The sequence below is a fragment of the Paraburkholderia sp. PAMB 6770 genome (genome assembly GCF_057748135.1).
The window spans coordinates 2,769,617-2,789,658 of the sequence record NZ_CM173238.1; the positions used below are offsets into that span (position 1 = coordinate 2,769,617).

14 protein-coding genes and 1 pseudogene are annotated in these 20,042 nt (G+C 63.0%); 12 read left to right on the forward strand and 3 right to left on the reverse strand.

Annotated features, from left to right (window positions below):
- Positions 1-80: 80 nt before the first annotated feature.
- Positions 81-1,622 carry a Stf0 family sulfotransferase gene (locus tag AC3AP7_RS12510; RefSeq protein ID WP_475762559.1) on the reverse strand — a complete coding sequence of 514 codons (1,542 nt, stop codon included), beginning with the start codon at positions 1,620-1,622 and terminating at the stop codon, positions 81-83.
- 529 nt (positions 1,623-2,151) lie between these two features.
- Here AC3AP7_RS12510 and AC3AP7_RS12515 point away from each other — a divergent pair.
- The 12 genes and pseudogenes from AC3AP7_RS12515 to AC3AP7_RS12570 all read left to right on the forward strand — a co-directional run bounded on the left by AC3AP7_RS12515 (position 2,152) and on the right by AC3AP7_RS12570 (position 16,587).
- Entirely contained in the window at positions 2,152-3,258 is a 1,107-nt protein-coding gene (locus tag AC3AP7_RS12515) for an acyltransferase family protein (protein ID WP_475762557.1), read from the forward strand.
- Positions 3,243-3,839: pseudogene (gene gmhB / locus AC3AP7_RS12520) on the forward strand (D-glycero-beta-D-manno-heptose 1,7-bisphosphate 7-phosphatase); the annotation flags it as partial. The gene AC3AP7_RS12515 and the pseudogene gmhB, both read left to right, overlap by 16 nt.
- A 191-nt stretch (positions 3,840-4,030) precedes the next feature.
- Positions 4,031-5,074 (forward strand): glycosyltransferase family 2 protein, encoded by a 1,044-nt coding sequence (locus tag AC3AP7_RS12525; RefSeq protein WP_475762555.1) that lies wholly within the window; start codon positions 4,031-4,033, stop codon positions 5,072-5,074.
- Positions 5,075-5,408: 334 nt separating this feature from the next.
- Positions 5,409-6,011 carry a D-sedoheptulose-7-phosphate isomerase gene (locus AC3AP7_RS12530; protein ID WP_475762553.1) on the forward strand — a complete coding sequence of 201 codons (603 nt, stop codon included), beginning with the start codon at positions 5,409-5,411 and terminating at the stop codon, positions 6,009-6,011.
- 553 nt (positions 6,012-6,564) lie between these two features.
- Positions 6,565-7,332 (forward strand): glucose-1-phosphate cytidylyltransferase, encoded by a 768-nt coding sequence (rfbF, locus tag AC3AP7_RS12535; protein WP_475762551.1) that lies wholly within the window; start codon positions 6,565-6,567, stop codon positions 7,330-7,332.
- Between the two features lie 2 nt (positions 7,333-7,334).
- The gene (gene rfbG / locus AC3AP7_RS12540; protein ID WP_475762549.1) at positions 7,335-8,438 is read left to right on the forward strand and encodes a CDP-glucose 4,6-dehydratase; all 1,104 of its coding nucleotides are present in this window, start codon (positions 7,335-7,337) and stop codon (positions 8,436-8,438) included.
- 26 nt (positions 8,439-8,464) lie between these two features.
- The gene (gene rfbH / locus AC3AP7_RS12545) at positions 8,465-9,808 is read left to right on the forward strand and encodes a lipopolysaccharide biosynthesis protein RfbH (protein WP_475762547.1); all 1,344 of its coding nucleotides are present in this window, start codon (positions 8,465-8,467) and stop codon (positions 9,806-9,808) included.
- A gap of 2 nt (positions 9,809-9,810) precedes the next feature.
- Positions 9,811-10,884: an NAD-dependent epimerase/dehydratase family protein gene (locus AC3AP7_RS12550; RefSeq protein WP_475762545.1), complete on the forward strand. Its 1,074-nt coding sequence runs from the start codon at positions 9,811-9,813 to the stop codon at positions 10,882-10,884.
- Positions 10,881-11,570: a sugar phosphate nucleotidyltransferase gene (locus AC3AP7_RS12555; protein ID WP_475762543.1), complete on the forward strand. Its 690-nt coding sequence runs from the start codon at positions 10,881-10,883 to the stop codon at positions 11,568-11,570. Before AC3AP7_RS12550 ends, AC3AP7_RS12555 begins: the two co-directional genes overlap by 4 nt.
- Positions 11,570-12,934 (forward strand): GHMP family kinase ATP-binding protein, encoded by a 1,365-nt coding sequence (locus tag AC3AP7_RS12560; RefSeq protein ID WP_475762541.1) that lies wholly within the window; start codon positions 11,570-11,572, stop codon positions 12,932-12,934. The genes AC3AP7_RS12555 and AC3AP7_RS12560 overlap by 1 nt, the downstream gene beginning before the upstream one ends.
- Positions 12,931-14,832, forward strand: a complete 1,902-nt coding sequence (locus AC3AP7_RS12565; protein ID WP_475762539.1) for an N-acetylneuraminate synthase family protein — start codon at positions 12,931-12,933, stop codon at positions 14,830-14,832. The genes AC3AP7_RS12560 and AC3AP7_RS12565 overlap by 4 nt, the downstream gene beginning before the upstream one ends.
- Positions 14,833-14,841: 9 nt before the next feature.
- Positions 14,842-16,587 carry a thiamine pyrophosphate-binding protein gene (locus AC3AP7_RS12570; RefSeq protein ID WP_475762537.1) on the forward strand — a complete coding sequence of 582 codons (1,746 nt, stop codon included), beginning with the start codon at positions 14,842-14,844 and terminating at the stop codon, positions 16,585-16,587.
- Between the two features lie 165 nt (positions 16,588-16,752).
- Here AC3AP7_RS12570 and AC3AP7_RS12575 read toward each other — a convergent pair whose 3' ends face one another.
- Together AC3AP7_RS12575 and AC3AP7_RS12580 are read right to left on the reverse strand one after the other, a co-directional pair.
- Positions 16,753-18,306 (reverse strand): hypothetical protein, encoded by a 1,554-nt coding sequence (locus AC3AP7_RS12575; protein WP_475762535.1) that lies wholly within the window; start codon positions 18,304-18,306, stop codon positions 16,753-16,755.
- Between the two features lie 254 nt (positions 18,307-18,560).
- Complete coding sequence (locus AC3AP7_RS12580; protein ID WP_475762533.1) at positions 18,561-19,970, reverse strand: hypothetical protein; 1,410 nt, start codon at positions 19,968-19,970, stop codon at positions 18,561-18,563.
- Between the last annotated feature and the right edge of the window lie 72 nt (positions 19,971-20,042).

Below are 20,042 nucleotides of genomic sequence, written 5' to 3' on the forward strand. Positions count from 1 at the left end.
CCGATCGGCCAGATCCGTGATTTTACTCGAACCGGTCTGCCGCCCGACGCTCTGCCACGCGCCGTGCGGCGCCGCGATGCTCAGGTGCCGTCCGCGACCGGCTGCAGCGCGGCCAGATGCTGCATGACGAAGCGGCCCACCCGAGCGCACAACGCTGTCCTGTCCTGCGACACGAACAGCACCGGCGCCCGCTCGGCCTTCATGTCGAGCAGCGACAGGTCGACGCCGTGCAGCACCGCCGCGTACTGGCCGTCCACTTCGTGGATGTCGTAGCCCCACAACTGCCCTTCGCCCGCGATCGCGAGCGACCGGTAGTACGAGTTGCGCGTCTTCGCCGTGGGCTGCAGCACGATCCGGCCTTGATTGACAAAGCGCAGGCCGTCGTCGTCGACACCGACGTGCCGCGCGATGTGGCGGGCATGCCCGATCGGATCCGCGACCAGGTCCTCGTAGGCGATCCGGTAAGGCGAAATGTGCCGGGACTCGAACAGTGTTTCGAAGTAGCGCTCGACCCGCAGCATGAAGTTGACCTTGTCGATGATCGTATGCCGGGGAATGTACAGAAAGGCCTCGTCTTGCGGCGAGCCGGAAAAGTTGTGCCACACGCCGGTTTCGATCGAAATCTGATAGGAGATCGCCTGGGCAAGCACGTCCTTGCGCCAGATATAGACGTGACGCCAGTGTTCGACATCGGAAAAGAAATCCGGCTCCTCGGCGAAGCGCTCCGACTCGATCTCGATCCCGAACACCCCGTTTTCCGAGCGCAGCCGGGATACGAGAAAATCCTCGTAGCGCTCCGACAGATCGGAGAAGGCGAGCGCAAAGGTGCGCAGCACGTCCGGAACGAAGGACTCGCCCGGGAAGCCAAGCTGGCGGGTACTGGCGAGCAGTTCGGTGAGCAGCGTCGACCCGGAGCGCGGCACCATGAAGATGCAGTACTTCGACGCAGCGGCGCCCTCGTTTTTCATCACGAGTTCCACCAGCTCCCGCGGGGAGCGCTGATACTGCGATCCGACATATTCGATCGGCAATGTCCACTCTTTCTCGAACAGCGCGGTCCGCTCGTCGATGCTGCGTGCCGGTGCCGCCACCGCGAGCGGCTGAAACGGCGTCGCCGCATGCTGCTCGACGATTTCGCGCGCGTCCAGCCCCGACATGCGGTCGTCGCATCGGAGTTGCAGCCGGCCCGTTGCCGCGTCGCACAGAACGATCGCGTGCAGCACGAAGGCGCGGCACGGGACGCTCTGTTGCGCCTTCTCGGCGTTGATCGCGAAATCGACGAAGCCGGCCGAGTCGAATCGCACGAACGCTGCGTACCGGCACGCGCTGTCCGCGCCCGCCACTTCGCTGTCCCAGAGTCGCGAGCCGTTCGCGCAGACCGACACGACGTAGCCGCCCTCGAAAAGCGCGGGAACGAACGACCCCATGACGAAATACAGCCCCGGCGTCGGGATGTGCGTGCGCACCGCCATCGTTTCATACGCGTGGGCGACCAGCAGCGCGCGATTCGGCGGAATCGGCACCTGCTCGTGCAGCGCGACACCCTCCCCGACATTGAGCGCGCCAAAGCCGCGCCCGTCTTGCGGACGGCTCGCCAGATGCGGCGCATACCAGCGCTTCACGCCCTCTTCGGTGAATTTGTGCTTTCTGAGGGCCGCGAAAAAATAGTCCCCGACCTTTTCGCCATACTGGGTACGAAAAACTGTCGAACTGCAAGGAAGCCCACCCAGGTCCTGATTTTCCATTTCTCTCGTCAAACCTTTCCGATCACAGGAACTTCTCATTGGCCGCTGCCCGGCGGGATTCGCCATCGCGCACGGCGCGCCGGTCGACCTGAAACGCCGCAGTATGCCTGAGCGGCCCGCACCCCCGCAGGTTCGCCGGCAGGCATCGGGGCGCGACAGCCGCACCCGCGCCCGGTGGCCGCCCTCCATGAATCCGCTGGCTCGGGCCCGCAGGAAAGGAACGAAAGGAATCAGAATGCCTTCGCGGGCCACCCTTTGTTAGACTGTCGGGCGTCCGGGCCAATGTTTCGCATTCTTACAAAAGTAAGAAACGGAAGCGATCAACCAGTCGCCTTCAAACAGGACCCGCCAGGCCGGCTACTTGCGTCGCACGACGCGGGTGCCGCGCGAAGTTGAAAAGACTGATATGAGCAAAGCTTACCAACGGCTCCCCTCGCTGACCGCAGGCCGGGGGATCGCGGCATTACTGGTCGCCGTTCACCACGCCTGCCTCGACTGGGGCGGCATTCTTACCCCGGTCGGGCAAGTCGGCTGGCTCGGCGTCGCGTACTTTTACATCCTGTCCGGCTTCGTGCTGACGTGGTCCTGGTCGCCCGCGCGCTCGACCGCCGAGTTCTATACGCATCGGCTCGCGCGCATCTATCCGATGCACATCCTGACGCTCGCGATTTCGCTCAGCGCCTTCATGCTGATCGGCAGCCCGCTCGCGGGTTACGTCGGCAATGTGCCCGGCACGATCGCGCAACTCTTCCTCGTGCATGACTGGCTGCCCGGACACCCGAACGTACGGCAGGCATGGAACGGCGTGTCGTGGTCACTGAGCGCCGAATTCGCGTTCTACCTCTGTGCGCCGCCGCTGCTGAAATGGTCCGGGAAGGCGACGAGCGGCACGCTCGTCAATCTCGCGGTGGTGCTGTTCCTGCTGATGACATTCATCGGTGTCGGGAGCACGCAGGTCCATGCGGAGCGCGTCTACGACTTCATGCAGTACAGTCCGCTCGCGCGTCTGCCGGAGTTCTTCTATGGCATCGTCGCCGCCCGGCTACTGGAGCGCGGCACGCAGATCACGGTCAGCCCGCTGGTCAAGCTCGCGATGTTCGCGCCGCTCGTCATCTACGTGACAGGCAACGAAAACCGCAATGCCATCGCGATGATCAGCCTGTGCGTGCCGGCCTTCCTGCTGTTCATCCAGAGCGGCGCGACCAACGACATCAACCGGAAAGCGTCCCTGCTCAATCACCCCTGGCTGCAGCTCGTCGGCGAGGCGTCGTTCTCGCTCTACATGACGCACGCGCTCGTGCTCGGCGCAATGGCCGGCGCGGTGCTCAGGCTGCATCTCCATGTGCACGCAATCATCCTGATTACGATTTTCCTCGCGACGAGCGTTGCGGTCTCGATCTTTTTCTACCGGTTCGTCGAACTGCCGCTGCGCCGCTTCATCCTGTCGCGCGTGCGCTTCGACAGGCCCGCGGTCGCCGCTCGTCGCGCAAGCGAGCAGGGAAGCAACAGCTGAGCGGCGCCGCAGCGCGCGGCAAGCCGAAACACTCCATGACTCAACGAGCGTTATTTCTCGACCGCGACGGCGTGATCAACGTCGATACCGGCTACGCGCACCGCCCGGACCAGATCCAGTTCGTCGACGGCATCTTCGACCTTGTCGCGGCGGCGACGCGTCTCGGCTACCGGGTCTTCGTCATCACGAACCAGGCCGGCATCGGACGCGGCTACTACACCGAACACGCGTTCCTCGCGCTGACGGACTGGATCGCGCGCCGGTTCGCCGAAGCAGGCGGCGCGATCGCCGGCACCTACTTCTGCCCCCACCACCCGGAGCATGGCGTCGGCGTCTATCGCCAATCGTGCGACTGCCGCAAACCCGCGCCCGGGATGCTGCTGCAGGCCGCGCGCGAGCATGGGATCGACCTCGCGCGCTCGGTGTTCGTCGGCGACAAGCAGTCGGACATGGACGCCGGCCGGCGCGCCGGCGTCGGCACGCTGCTCTATGTCGGCAACGAGCCCGGCTACACGCCCGACATCGGGCTCGCGTCGCCTGCGGACGCGATCGCCTATCTGAGCGACGCCGCCTCGGCATGATCGGGGGCGGGCCGCCGCCCTTCGCGCTGCCCCGCTCGCCTCGCAATGGTTCGACCCGAATCGCGCCGCGCGAAGCGACTCGGATAAAATACCGGGCCTGATCCGACCAGTTGTGCGCGTGCTGTGCGCGTGCCAGGCACCGCCCCGGCCGCACCATCCAGATCGAACCCGAGAACACGCTGCACACGAGAATGCCCCCCGTCGACCCGACCCGCCCCCTGCTCTGCATCGCGATTCCCACCTACAATCGCGCGGCCTATCTGGCGCTCTGCCTGCGCCAGTTCCTCGCCGACAAGGATCTCGTCGACAGCGAAGTGGTGGACATTCTCGTGTCGGACAACTGCTCGAGCGACGATACCGCTGCAGTCGTCGCATCGCTGCGCGAACAGGGTCTCGCCATCCGCTATATCCGCAACGACACCAACATCGGCTCGGACGCCAATATCGCGCAGTGCTTCAACTTCGCGCGCGGGCATTACGTGCAGATCATGGGCGACGACGACCTCTACCTGCCCGGACGGCTGCGCGACATCGTCGAGCGCCTGCGCGCGCGCGAATACGGCGTGGTGTGCCTGAAATCCTACGGCTACGAGCACGACTTCGCGAAAGAGCGTCCGCGCGGCGCGACCGGCTGGCGGGACTTCGAGCAGCTGGGCGATTTCCTGTACGAGGTCGGCCCGCTCATCACCTTCATCTCGGGCTGCATCATCAACAAGCAGTCGATTCCGGAGGTGGATGCGCGCGCCTTCTGCGGCAGCAATCTCGTCCAGGTGCACCTCGTCACGCGCGCGCTGCTGAAAGCACGCGCGAATGCTTACGAACTGACCTACACGCTCGCCTGCAAACGCGCCAACTCGGGCGGCTACGATTTCTCGGAGATCTTCGTGCGCAATCTGTTCGGGATCCTGCACGGATACGAACGCGACGGCCTGCCCAAAGAGGCCGTGCAGCGTCTGGGCACCCGGATGCTGATCAGCTACTACCCGTTCAACCTGCTCAGGCAACGGCTCGCCAGACAGGGCGATACGCACGCGACCTACCGCCGCTTCGCCGACCAGTTCGGCCGGCAAAGCGCGTTTTTGCTGTTCTGCGCACCGATCATCGTGCTGCCCCGGCCGCTCGGCATTGCATGGGGATGGGGCGCGGTGCTGGTCGGGCGGGTGTGGAACGGCGAACTCAAGCGCGGCTGGCATTTCGCACTGCACCGCCTGGGACGCCTGCTCGGCACGCGCTGAGGCCCGTGCGCCACGCCGGGCGCAGTCCTCATAGGAATGGAACGGCATCCGGCGTGCCGCATTGTCAAGCACGTCGCCATTACCTGTGACGTAAGTCAATGAAAGCCGGAAAGGACGCAGCCCCGCGCGAAAACGCGCATGGCACGGGGCGGCTCGCCGGGCATGCGCCGTGCTGATTTTCGGCATGGGCTCGAACCGCATGACATTTGACAGTAATGTAAGGGCCGGTTTCGAGTACAAACTGAAACACATTCATGAACCCGGCGCTATTGAACTTTTGCCGGGAGCAACGTTTACAAAGTAAACTAGCGGGATTGAAACGACGATTATCCCCATGATCAGGACCACCAGCCCGGCCGACACGCTGCGAACCAACGTCAATCAGTCCCTGCGCGCGAAAGAGGCGCTGCTCAACGACGCGCGGCTACTAGACGCTTTTTCCGCGGCCACGAGTCACGTCATCGACTGCTACAAGGCAGGCGGGCGTCTGTATGTGGCGGGCAATGGCGGTTCTGCAGCCGATTCGCAACACCTCGTCGCCGAATTCGTCAGCAAGCTCGCGCGCGATCGCAATCCGCTGCCCGCAGAAGCGTTGACCACGGATACCTCGATCCTCACGGCCATCGGCAACGACTATGGGTACGAGCACGTTTTCTCGCGCCAGCTGATCGCCAAACTCAAGCCGAACGACGTGTTCCTCGGCATCACCACGTCGGGCAAGTCGAAGAACATTCTGACCGCGCTGCAGGTGTGCCGGCAGGCCGGCGTGAAGTCGATCGTCTTCACCGGGTTCGGCGGCGGCCAGGCGGCCGAACTGGCGGATTACGCGCTGGTCGCCCCGGGCGATCGCACGAGCACGATTCAGGAACTGCACATCGTGCTCGCGCACAGCATCTGCGAATCCGTCGAGCTCGCGCTGTTTCCGATGGACGCCTGACCCGTTTCCACCCGCCGGCAGCGTTCGCCGCGTTCGAACGCGATCCTCGCCCACCCCATCAGGTATGGCACGTTATCCGCAGAGCTTGAACGGCATCCGCCCGGCCCCCGGCCGTCCGGGCGGGCTCGCCTTCGCTGCGCTCACGGCCATGCGGTATCATTGGCGCCCGACACGGACGCCGCTCTTTGATCATACGGTTAGCGTGCCCCGGCGCCCGCCTGCTGGCGGCGCACCCTGCCCGCGGCACGGCGAATGCGTGAGCCTGCGGGAAACGGGCATGCGATGCCGTCTGCCCGAAGCCGCCGGCGTGCCTGCGAGGCGAAGCGCGTCGGCGTGGCGCCGCAACCGGCTGCGTCCATCGCACGCCGTCCGCAAGCGCGCCGGCCTCTAGCGGGATTCGCCGACCGCACGCGCTTTAATCCCTGTTCAGGCAACGCGGAATCCCGGATCTGACATTCCCGGTCCCACAGTCAAAGGTCATACAAGGGCACGGCAAGGTTCAGTCAATCGGCACGGGATTATCCAATTACCCATTTCCAGGAGCTACGCTCAGATGAAAGTTGTACTGCTTGCAGGTGGCCTCGGCACGCGAATTTCGGAGGAAACGTCCGTGCGGCCGAAGCCGATGGTGGAAGTCGGCGGCAAGCCCATTCTCTGGCATATCATGAAAATCTATGCCGCACATGGACTGACCGATTTCATTGTCTGTTGCGGCTACAAAGGGTATCTGATCAAGGAATACTTCGCGAATTACTTCATGCACATGTCGGACGTCACCATCGACCTGGGCAAGAATTCAATCGAAGTGCACCAGAAAAAGGCCGAACCGTGGCGCGTCACGCTGGTCGACACCGGCGAAACCACGCAGACCGGCGGCCGCCTGCGCCGCGTGCGGGATTACATCGACGGCGATTTCTGCCTGACCTACGGTGACGGCGTGGGCTCGATCGACGTGACCGGCCTGATCGCCTTCCACCGCCAGCACGGCAGGCACGCGACGATGACCGCCGTGCAGCCGCCGGGCCGCTTTGGCGCGCTCGAACTGAACGACACCGAAGTGCGCTCGTTCATGGAAAAGCCCACCGGCGACGGCGGCTGGATCAACGGCGGCTTTTTCGTGCTGAACCCGGCCGTCATCGACCTGATCGAAGGCGACGACACGCTGTGGGAACGTCAGCCGCTCGAAGCGCTCGCCAGCACGGGCCAGTTGCAGGCGTGGTTCCATCACGGCTTCTGGCAGCCGATGGATACGCTGCGCGACAAGAACCATCTCGAAGAACTATGGACCACAGGGCGCGCTCCGTGGAAAACCTGGGAGTGAGCATGCAGGTAAGCCCCGCCTTCTGGAAAGGCAAGCGTGTATTCCTGACCGGGCACACCGGCTTCAAGGGTGGCTGGATGTCGCTGTGGCTCGCGTCGATGGGAGCGAAAGTCGCCGGATATGCGCTCGCCCCGAACACGCAGCCGAGCCTGTTCGAGACCGCCCGCGTCGCGTCGGTGCTCGAAGAGAACCACGTCGCGGACATCTGCGATCGCGAACGCCTGACTGCCGCGATGATCGCGTTTCGCCCCGACGTCGTCATCCATATGGCGGCGCAGGCGCTCGTGCGCTACTCGTACGCGTCGCCCGTCGAGACCTATGCGACGAACGTGATGGGCACCGTGCATGTGCTCGACGCGATCCGCCAGTGCTCCGGCGTGCGCGCGGCCGTCATGGTGACGTCGGACAAGTGCTATCAGAACAACGAGTGGCCGTGGGGCTACCGCGAAAGCGAGCCGATGGGCGGCTACGATCCGTACAGCAACAGCAAGGGCTGCGCGGAACTCGTCACGTCCGCGTATCGCCAGTCGTTTTTCCCCGCCGCCCGCTATGCCGAGCACGGCGTGGCGATCGCGTCGGGCCGCGCCGGCAATGTGATCGGCGGCGGCGACTGGTCCGCGGACCGGCTCGTGCCGGACGCGATCAAGGCGTTCCAGAGCGGCGAGCCGCTGATGATCCGCCACCCGGGCGCCGTGCGCCCATGGCAGCACGTCCTGGAGCCGGTGTCGGGCTATCTGGTGCTCGCCCAGGCGCTCGCCGAGCACGGCGTGAAGTTCGAGGGCGGCTGGAATTTCGGCCCTGGCGACGACGATGCGCGCAGCGTGCGCGAAGTCGTCGATCTGGTCATCCGGAATTACGGAGAAGGCGCGCGCTGGCAGCAGGACGGCGCCGAACAGCCGCATGAAGCGCACTTTCTCAAGCTGGACTGCTCGAAAGCCAGGCAGTATCTCGGCTGGCACCCGCGCTGGAATCTGGCGACCGCCGTCGAGGCCACCGTGGCCTGGCATCGGGCCCGCGCGAGCGGCACGGCGGACATGCAGCAGATCTGCCTCGCGCAGATACAGGACTATATCGAGGCCGCGCACCGCGGCGCGGTACACGGATAAATCAAGGATTGCTAAAGGTCTCTCACATGGCTATTGAAATCATCGATTCCCAGAAGCAGGCACAAGATGCGCTGCGCCAGAAAATCTCCGCGCTGGTCGACGAATATGCTGCGCTTGCTTTCGCGGACAAGCCGTTCGTCCCCGGACAGACCGTGATCCCGCCGTCGGGCAAGGTCATCGGCGCAGCGGAACTGCGCAACATGGTCGAGGCGTCGCTCGACGGGTGGCTCACGACCGGCCGCTTCAACGACACGTTCGAAAAGCGCCTGGCCGAGTACCTCGGCGTACAGCATCTGATCACGGTGAACTCGGGCTCGTCGGCGAACCTCGTCGCGTTCAGCACGCTCACTTCGCCGAAGCTCGGCGAGCGCGCGATCAAGCCGGGCGACGAAGTCATCGGCGTGGCCGCGGGCTTTCCGACCACCGTCAATCCGATCCTGCAGTTCGGCGCCGTCCCGGTCTTCGTCGACGTCGAACTCGGCACCTACAACATCGACGCGTCGCGCATCGAGGCTGCGATCTCCAGCAAGACGAAGGCGATCATGCTGGCGCACACGCTGGGCAATCCGTACAACCTCGGCGTCATCAAGGCGCTGTGCGAGCGGCACAACCTGTGGCTCATCGAGGACTGCTGCGATGCGCTCGGCGCGACCTACAACGGCCAGAAGGTCGGCACGTTCGGCGACATCGGCACGCTGAGTTTCTACCCCGCGCACCACATCACGATGGGCGAAGGCGGCGCCGTGTTCACCAACGACCCGGATCTGAAGATGATCGCCGAGTCGTTCCGCGACTGGGGCCGCGACTGCTACTGTGCGCCAGGCAAGGACAACACCTGCAACAAGCGCTTCTGCTGGAAGCTCGGCAACCTGCCGGAAGGGTACGACCACAAGTACACGTACTCGCACCTCGGCTACAACCTCAAGATCACGGACATGCAGGCGGCGTGCGCGCTCGCGCAGATCGACCGCATCGACGAATTCGTCGCGAAGCGCCGCGCGAATTTCGCGTTCCTGAAATCGCGTCTCGCCGGCTGCGAAGAATTCCTGCTGCTTCCGCATGCGACGCCGGATTCGGATCCGTCGTGGTTCGGCTTTCCGATCACGCTCAAGGACAACGCACCGGTCAGCCGCCTCGAACTGCTCACGTATCTGGACCAGAACCGGATCGGCACGCGCCTGCTCTTCGCGGGCAACCTCACGCGCCAGCCGTACATGATCGGCCGCAACTACCGCGTGGTCGGCGATCTGACCAACAGCGACATCGTGATGAACCAGACGTTCTGGCTCGGCATCTATCCGGGCCTGACGACCGAGCATCTGGACTACGTCGCGACGAAGCTCGAAAACTACCTCGGCGTCGGGTTCTGAGCATGGTTGCGCTCGACGAAACGCGCGCCGCGCGGACCATGTCGTTCCCGGAGATCGCAAACGCGGACTTCGAGCGGCTTGCCGCGTATATCGACTGCCGCGAATTCGACGGCAAGACCGTCCTCGTGTCGGGCGCGACGGGCTTCTTCGGCATGTGGATGCTTGCGTATTTTGCGTGGCTGCACGGCACGCGCAAGCTGCGCTTTCGCGTGCTCGCCATTTCGCGCGACCCGGGCCGGTTCGAGCAGAAGCACCCATGGATCAAGGGCGCGCCGTGGCTGGGCTGGATCACCGGCGACATCCGGGACTTTGCCCACCCGGCTGAACCCGTCGACTACGTGATTCACGCCGCCACCGACACCTCCGCGGCGGCCGGCCGCTCGGCGGGCGTGCTGTTCGACTCGATCGTCGGCGGCACCCGGCATCTGCTCGCCTGCGCGAAAGCGTGCGGCGCGAAGCGGGTTCTGCTCGTCAGCTCCGGCGGCGCGTACGGCGCTCAGGCGACGGACGTGCCGCGCCTCGTCGAGTCGTCGCGCACCGCACCGTCGACGATGGACACCGGCAGCGCGTATGGCGAAGGCAAACGCGTGATGGAACTGCTCGGCGCGATCCACTCGCACGAAACGCCGTGCGAGGTGGTGGCGGCGCGCTGCTTTGCGTTCGTCGGCGCCGGACTGCCGCTCGACGGCCACTTCGCGATCGGCAATTTCATCCGCGACGCGCTCACGCAGGAGCGGATCGTGATCCGCGGCGACGGCAAAGGAGTGCGCACGTACCTGTACGCGGCCGATCTCGCGATCTGGCTGATGCACCTGCTGCTTCGCGGCGGCAACCGCGAAGTCTACAACGTCGGTTCGGATGCCGAGGTCACGATCGCCGGACTGGCACGCGAGGTCATCGCCACGCTCGCGCCGTCGAAGGCTGTCGTGATCGAAGGCGCCGCCAGCAGCCCCGGTGCCGGCAACCGCTACGTGCCGTCGATCGACCGGGCGCGCGAACAGCTGGGCCTCGACGCATGGACGCCGCTGTCGCTGGCGATTCGCAACACCGCTCTGTGGGCTCCCGCAAACACATGAAAGCACTGATACTCTGCGGCGGACTGGGTACGCGCCTGCGAAGCGAAATCGGCGCGTCGCAAAAGGCGGTCGCCGACGTCGACGGGCGTCCGTTCCTCTATTACGTCATTGCCCAGCTCGCGAAGGCCGGCCTGCAGGATCTGGTGTTCTGCACCCACTACCAGTCCGAACAGGTCGAGCAATTCGCGGCGAGCCTGCCGCCCGACCCCGCGCGCAAGGTGGCCATCGTGCGCGAGCCGACCGCGATGGGCACCGGCGGCGCGCTCGTGCATGCGCTCGCCGAACTGCGTTACGACGGACCGTTCATCGCGCTGAACGCGGATACCTACCTCGACGCCAGCGCCTATCGCGCCGCAGCCGATGCGGCGGCGCCGGCGATCGTCGTGACGGCGGTCGACGACTGCGCGCGCTACGGCTCGATCCAGCTCGACGACCGGCAGCGGGTCGTAGCGCTCGTCGAAAAGGGCAAGCTCGGTCCGGGACTGATCAGTGCAGGCGTCTACGGCCTGCATACCCGCAGTCTGAACGCATTTCCCGTCGCCGCGCTCTCGATGGAGAAGGACATTCTCCCGTCGCTGATCGCGCAAGGGAGTCTCAGCGCGCAGATATACGAGGGCCCGTTCCTCGATATCGGCACGCCCGATAGCCTGAAATTCATTCGCGAACACGGTGTGCAGAAACTGTAATGAAAGATCACTTCAAAGACCTTGTGGTCAAGCATGACCAGCCTGTCGTCGAGGCGATCGGCGCCATCGAGCGCGGCCCCACGCAGATCGCGCTCGTGGTCGATGCGGAGAACGTCCTGAGGGGCGTGCTCACGAACGGCGATATCCGCCGTTTCCTGATGCAGGGCGGGCTGACCTCGGCGCCGGTGCATACCTGCATGAACCGCAACTTCCACGCGCTGCCGCTCGGCACGACGCGCGAGGAACTGCTGAAGCTGTTCGACCTCGGCTACAACGCGGTGCCGCTGCTCGACCCAGACGGCAGGCTCGCCGAGTTCGCGACACCCGATTTCTTCCCGCCGACCAAGGAAGTGGCGGTGCTCTCGCGCGCCCGCGCGCCGGTGCGCATCAGCTTCTCGGGCGGCGGCACCGACCTCACCTACTACTTCATGGAAAACGGCGGGGTCGTGCTGAATGCGTCGATCGCGCTGTATGCGCACGCAACGCTCATTCCGTCGCCCGGCCCCGAGATCAACATCGTCTCGCACGATATCGACCGTCACGAGCACTACCCGACGCTGCGCGCGCTGCTCGACAGCCCGGAAAAAGGGCTGCTCTCGTCGGTCGTCTCGGTGATCCGGCCTGATTTCGGCTTCGACCTGTACGTCCATTCGGACTTTCCGGTGGGCTCGGGGCTGGGCGGCTCGTCGGCGGTCGCAACCAGCGTCGTCGGTGCGTTCAACGAGTTGCGGCTCGACAAGTGGAGCACCTACGAGATCGCGGAACTCTCGTTCCAGGCCGAGCGGCTGTGCTTCAACATTTCGGGCGGCTGGCAGGACCAGTACGCGTCCGCGTTCGGCGGGTTCAACCTGATCGAGTTCGACGGCAAGCGCAACATGGTGCACTCGCTGCGCCTCGAAGACGCGATCCGCAACGAACTCGAAGAGTGCCTCGTGCTGTGCAACACCGGCATCGAGCACAATTCGGGCAATATTCACAAGCAGCAGCGCGAGGACTTCCACAAGAGCGACCGCAACAAGCCGTTGCTCGACATGGTCGAACTCTGCCGGAAAATGCACAAGCATCTGATCCGGGGCGACCTGAACGATTTCGGCAAGAGCCTGCACGAAGCGTGGGTCATCAAGCATGGACTGTCGAGCGCGATCAGCGGCAACACGCTCGATGCGATCTACAACTCGGCGCTCGAAGCCGGCGCGCTGGGCGGCAAGCTGCTCGGCGCGGGCGGGGGCGGATTTTTCCTGTTCTACGTGCAGCCCCGCAACCGTGCGGCCGTCTGCACGCGGCTCAAGTCGCTCGGCTGCACGCTCAGCACCGTGCGCTTCGAGCAGGAAGGCGTAACATCTTGGAGAACCAAAGCAGAATGAACGCATCGACATTCAAGATTGGCGATTTCACCGTCGGGGGTCCGCGCACGTTCGTGATCTCCGAGATCGGCAACAATCACAACGGCAGTCTGGAACTCGCAAAGAAGCTGGTCGACGTATCGATCGAAGCCGGCGCGGATTGCGTGAAGTTCCAGTTGCGCAACCGTGCTGCGCTCTACCGCACCGCGCCAGGCGAGGAAGGCTCCGAGGACCTGGGCGTCGAATACATCCAGGATCTGCTGAACAAGGTCGAGCTGACCAACGACGAACACCGCGAACTGCGCGAGTACTGCCGCGAAAAGAACATTCCGTACATGTGCACGCCGTGGGACGAACCCAGCGTGGACGTGCTCGCGCAGTTCGACGTGCCCGCGCTGAAGCTCGCGTCCGCCGACCTCGTCAACCCGTACCTGATCCGCAAGGCCGCGAGCCTCGGCAAGCCGCTGATCCTGTCGACCGGGATGTCGTTCGAACATGAAATCGAAGCGGCGGCCAGGCTGGTCCGCAGTCTCGGCGTGCCATTCGCGATGCTCCACTGCAACAGCACGTACCCGGCGCCGGAACAGGACATCCATCTCGGCTACATCAAACGTCTGCAGGAAATCCACGATGTGATCGGCTACTCGGGTCACGAGCGCGGCACCGCCGTCACGATTGCGGCCGTCGCACTGGGTGCGAAGGTCGTCGAGCGCCACATCACGCTCGATCGCAACATGGAAGGACCAGACCATGCCGCCAGTCTGGAACCGGCGGAATTCAAGGCGCTGGTGGACGGCATCCGCCAGGTCGACCAGGCGCTGCCGTGGACAGGCCCGGGCCGCCAGGCGAGCCAGGGCGAACTGCTCAACCGCGAAAACCTGAGCAAGAGCGTGATTGCGGCGCGCGCCATCAGCCAGGGTGAAACCTTCACCGAAGACAGCCTGCGCGTGGCAAGCCCCGGCCAGGGCCTCGCCCCTTACCGCCTGCCGGAACTCCTCGGCAAGACCGCCCACCGCGACATCCGCATGGGCGACTTCCTGTATGAGGGCGACCTGACCGGCGAGAAGACGGTGAAGCGGACCTATCGCTTCGCCGGCTACTGGGGCGTGCCGGTGCGCTATCACGACTTCCAGAAGTACACGGAGATGATCGAGCCGGATCTCTATGAGTTCCATCTGTCATACCGGGATCTGTCGCTCGCGCCGGAAAACTATCTGAAGACGGTCGACTGCAAACGCCTTGTGGTGCATGCGCCGGAACTGTTCGAAAACAGCGAACTGCTCGATCTGACCGCCGACGACCTCGGCTATCGCCAGCGCTCGATCGACAACATGAAGCGCGTCGTGGATGCCACCGAGCGCATCCGCCGCTATTTCCCGAAGGCGGACTCGGCGCTGATCGTCGCGAACGTCGGCGGCTTCTCGATGGACGAACCGTTCCCGCTCGCCCACCGCGCCGAACTGTATGCGCGATTCGTCGAGTCGTGTGCGAAGATCGATTTCGGCTCGACCGAACTGACGACGCAGAACATGGCGCCGTTCCCCTGGCACTTCGGCGGCCAGCGCCACCAGAACATCTTCATGATGCCCGACGAACTGGTGCAGAAGGCGCAAGAACTGAAACTGCGCTACTGCACGGATCTGTCGCATCTCCAGATGACCTGCAACCACTTCGGGATCGATTTCCAGGAGGCACTCGCGAAACTGATGCCCTACACGGCGCACCTGCATGTGGGCGACGCGCTGGGTGTCAACGGCGAAGGCGTGCTGATCGGGACCGGTGACATCAACTGGCAGCAAACGTGGGAGAAAGTCTCCGCGTACCCGGATGCCAGCTTTATTCCTGAAGTATGGCAGGGCCATAAAGACCACGGTGCCGGGTTCTGGCATGCGCTGGATTTCCTCACCAAGCTTGGCTAGGACGCCTCGATGAACGTCGCAGAATTCATTCTTTCCAATATCCAGAAGCTGGGTACCGATACCGCCTTCAGCCTGACGGGCGGCATGGCCATGCATATCAACCGCGCGGCGGCCGAGTCCGGCATGCGGATGGTCTATTGCAACCACGAGCAAGCCGTGGCGGCCGCGGCCGACGGCTACGCAAAGGCAAAAGACTACGTCGTGCCGGGACTCGCGATCGTTACGTCGGGGCCCGGGGTCACGAATACGATCACGTCGGTTGCATCGGCCTACTACGATTCCGTTCCGATGTTCGTGGTCGCCGGCCAGGTCAAACGAGCGGACATCAACGCGCACGGCGTGCGCAGCCGCGGCGCCCAGGAAACGCCGCATCTGGACCTGATGCGCCCCGTCACCAAGTGCGCGTTCCGGTACACGCCGGCAGAAGTCAATGACGAAACGCTGGCGGCCCATCTCGCCCAGGCGGTGACCGGCCGCAAGGGACCGGTGTTCATCGAGATTCCGCTCGACGTGCAGGCCGAGGTCGTGCCCGATGCGGACGCGCGTCTCGCGAAAATCGCCGCGCAGATCGCGACGATCGCCCATAAGGATCACGAGGTCCCGGAGGCCGCGGTCGAAGCGATCGTCGACGGCTTGAAGCACGCACGCAAGCCCGTGCTCGTCGTCGGCAACGCGCTGCGCATCGCGGGCATTTCGCGTGGCACGGTCCGGCAACTCGTCGAGAAGATCGGCGTGCCCACCCTGTTCACGTGGGCGAGCTTCGATCTGATGGCTTACGACCATGCGCTGAACTTCGGTTGCGCGGGCGGTCTCGCGCCGACCCACTCGAACCAGATCATCCAGTCCGCCGACTTCATCGTGTTCCTCGGCACGCGCCTCGACCTGCTGACCACCGCGTTCAATCCGGCCAACTACGGCAAGAACGCGCGCCGCATCGTCATCGAGCTGGACGAGAAGGAAATTGCGAAGAACGAGGGCTTGCCGAATACGACCTTCTTCAATGAGAACGTCGCGGGTGTCGTGGACGCGCTGCTCACGCGCGCACCGGCGCCGGACAGTGCGGAATGGCTCGCGCATTGCCGCAGCCTGCTCGCGCGCGATCGCGCCGACGAAGAGGCCGCGTTCGGTACGCCGCGCCTGACGACCTATCAGATTTCGAATGTGCTTTCGCGTTCGAAGCTCGGCAAATACGTGGTGCCGACCGCATCGGGCTATGCGATCGAGGGCATCGCGCGCTTCTTCAAGCCCGCCGAAAACGCGAGCTTCGCGTGGGCGGGGCACGTCCTCGGTTCGATGGGTCTCGGCCTGCCTACCGCGGTCGGCGCGGTCGCAGCGCTGAAGCAGCCGGTGGTGTGCCTTGAGGGCGACGGCGGCGTGCTGCTGAACGTCCAGGAACTGTTCACGCTGGCCGCCAATCCGGACCTGCCGCTAACGGTGATCGTCCTGAACAACGGCGGCTATCAGTCGATCATCAAGTCGCAGACGCGCGCGTTCAAGAAGGAGTTCGGCGCATCGGCAAGCTCCGGCCTGTATGAACTCGACTTCGCACTGCTCGCGAAACTGGCGGGCCTGCCTTACGAAAAGTGCGACACGCTGGAGCAACTGGAAGCCAGTCTGAACAGCGGCGCTCCGCGGCGCCTGATCGACGTGGCGGTCGAGGAAGACGGCTACCGCGGCCCGGCCGTGATGACCAAATTCGACGAAAACGGCAAGCCGTATTCGACGGATATCGGCGACGTGACCTGGGATCGCTGAGCATGCGGTGAATCCCGCGGCAGCCACGATGTTCGCCGCGGGTCATGCCGACCCGGCAGCGGATGGAGTCTGTGCTCCGTCCGCTGGCCGCGGCAGGTGTGCGTGGAACCGAAGTCTGCCGGCCGCCCCGCATCAGCTCATGCAGAATCCGGAAGTACAGGATATTTACACAGGGAATAGCGACCGAAGGTGCCTGATGCATCGACGCACTTTCCCTGCTGCCATAGCGACGAACTTCACCAGTGCGATAAACGATTCCCTTTGCGAGAGAATCCATAGCTGGAGGGTCGGCCACCTCATGACCGGACTCGGCGCCGAGCGCAGATTGACCGGGAAGTAGTCGTAATGCTCAAACAAAACGTCGGGATCTGCCTTTTGACGCGCCACCTTGATCTTTTCGATCAGTTCTTCTTCGGTCGGCGCGTAGAGAAAGTAGGGACTCAGATCGATCGGGTCTAGGTCGCGAAATGCCCGATGAACCGGTCCTTTATCTAGCACCGCAACAAATCCGGCGTTGTGTTCGTACCAGTTGTAGCTGTAGGCCGAGTTCCTGTACAGGATCGAAAATATCCCCTGCTCCCCTTCCACAGAGCTAAAGCGTATCGCGAATTTGTAGCTGCGCAGGCGAGACTCCTGATCGCCGTTGCTTTTGTCGAGGACGTCGCACAGAAGGCGGATCATCGGCATGCGCAGCGGATAGACATTACCCCATATGCGCTTGATTAATGCAATCGCTTCGGCATCGAACCGTTCGCCGGGATGGCGCAACGCGAACTTTGCCTGCATGAACAGTCTTCGCAGAATATCGTCGAGAAACGGCAAAATGCCGCGCTGCGGCTCGCTGATCAGCGCCGTCCGGATTTCCTGGTAGGTCATCTGGCCGGAGTCGACATGATAGGCGAGATGCTTTAGAAACCCGATGGTCCAGTCATACTGGGAAGGCTTGCCGTTGCGATCGGCATTTTCTTTCCATGTCGTTGAATCGTCAAAGTGATGGATGTTAAATTTGTTCATCACGATGGGGGTGGAGACAAAATAAAACGCCTTTGACGACATCCCTGCTTCCAGCATCCACCATGCGTGGGCGCATTGCTCCGCGCGCGCAAGCGTATTCTCGAACATCCGGATAATAGGGTCCGTTATGAAACCGCCGCGCAGAAAGAAACAACCAATGTTCGAGGTTGCGTGTTCAAACCCGAGCGCGCGGAAAAAATAGGATGCGTCGCCGTGCCAGATAAGCTGGTTGGTGCGAAATGCGGGCGACGGAAGCAGTTCTCCCTGCACGTCCGCCCAAAGATTGTTTACGTAAAACAGATCCGGAACGCTGGACTTCAGAAAATCGACAACCGCATTAAATCCAGCCTCGATCAGAGGGTCGTAGTCGGTAACGGGCCAGACAAACGTGTTCGACTCGCTCACATTCGCCTTGTACCATTTCAGGCACCAAAGCAGGTGATGCTCCGAAGTGGGTTCGTACGACGGCGGCGCTATTTCCTGGACGCTGAAGTTCGGCAGGCGGTCGTACGAATCGTCAAGAAATATGCTCCGGCCAAACGCCGGCTTGGTATTGAACGAAACGATGACGCGAACCCGCGCGTCCGGGCGTCTGCTTGCGAACCCCTCCAGCGAATCAATCACCTCAAGGAGCGTTTTTCGTACGCCAAGGGTGGGAATGATGACGTCCAGATGGACTGCATTGTCTGACGACGAATTCGGCATGGTGAAAGGTTATTAATTTGCATTACCATTGATAACACGAAGTATAACCTCGAAAGATTACGTGTCAGGTAAGCCCCTTCACATGCACTTATAAGCAACATTGCCGTCTCGCGTCGTGCCCCCCACTCGCACGCCGCAAGACAGCCAGAGAACGGACGTCCAGCCAGCACCCTACGCTGCCCCTAGGCAAGCCCGGCCGGTCGCCGACGTCGATCGCTGCACGAGCCGTGGATCTGTATCCGAGGCGTCGAGACCTAGCGGAAAAACAGTGCCCGTAGCCGGGATTTCAGCGATCCGGGCAAACGCGCCACTAACGCGTACGTTAGCCGGTGACGGTAGAGACGTACGACCAGCGCGCGGGTAACCCGCCTGAATGCATTGGGACGACGCGTCTGTGTGGCGCTTCGTGGGTAGAGCTTTTCCAGCCGGGTAACAGGTTCGAGGAACTGGAAGTCGTCCATCTCCGCTTCGCTAACGATCTGCCACTGCTCGGCAACCGTAGGGGAATCGATGAATTTGTACGCGAGCAGAAAATTCTCGTTGTCTTCGACTGGCGACACGACATAGCCGCGCGGATGCAACCGGACGAAGCGGTCACCGATCTGGGCCACGGTCAAGGTGCCGAACAGCGGAGTAAGTCCATCGACCCCCATCGCATCAAATATCAGACCCAGTTTCTTCACGAACTGGCGCTCGCTCAATGCTTCGCATCCCGAATAAAGCTCCTTGAGCATTTCGTTCAGAATGACTTTCTCGGGACAGGAACGGCACAGAAAGTCATAAATCTCGCCAAACTCGTCCGGCGTAATGCGCTCGGCCTTCTTGAACCAGCCAAAGCGGACCTGTGCGACAAGATGCGAATATATTTCATCGACCTGGCGACGCAACAACATTCCCTCGGAGCACATCGACCGGCGAACGTCACCGTAGTTGTAAGCGCCCCTGCGAATCAGATAGTTAAACTGACGCACCAGCCCGAACGTCCACGCATAGTAGCGGTAGGTCTTCGCAAGGCTCGAATACCGTGCCCATTCGGTATCGTCGCCCGCGTGATATGCCTTGCTTTCAACCTGAACAAGGTACATCGAGAAATATTGCACCTGCTCGTCGTGCAGCGTGGCGAGCGCAGTCGTCACGTGAGAGAAATGAGGACCACAGGTGTCGATGATCTCTTTCCAGACCGTACGATCGAGACGCTCTCTCTCGAAGATCCACGCACCCATCCCTGTGGCAATAAAATTGATGCCCGTGCTCATCACGAAGCGCTTGTAGGGCATCGCGGCGCGCGCGTGCACCATGTGCGTCGAAGGAACACTGTTGGTCTTGCCCGTTTGATCTATCCAGCTGGAGTTGAAGTAGACCGCCGGCGCAGTCGGCGCATTCAGCCAGTCCGTCAGGGCCCGCAAACCTTCCGGAAGGAATATCCGCTTGTCGCCCGCGAGCCAGATGTACCGCCCCTGTACGTATGCCGAAGCGGCATACGCGGATTCCTCCGCGGTCAGTTCGAAGCGATCCGAACGCACCACCTTAAGCACATGAAACAAGGATCTGATCGTTTCCAGCCGTGCCTCGACGCGCGCGTAATCGATCGGCGAATTCGGATCTGGATTCAGGAATACGATCAGTTCGGCACGGGAGAGGAGCAGCGGGGGTGCGTTGTTCACCAGGGAACTCAGACACCGAAAGAGATTTCGTTCCTTTCCCGTGGTCGGAACCACAATCGAAATCAACGGACC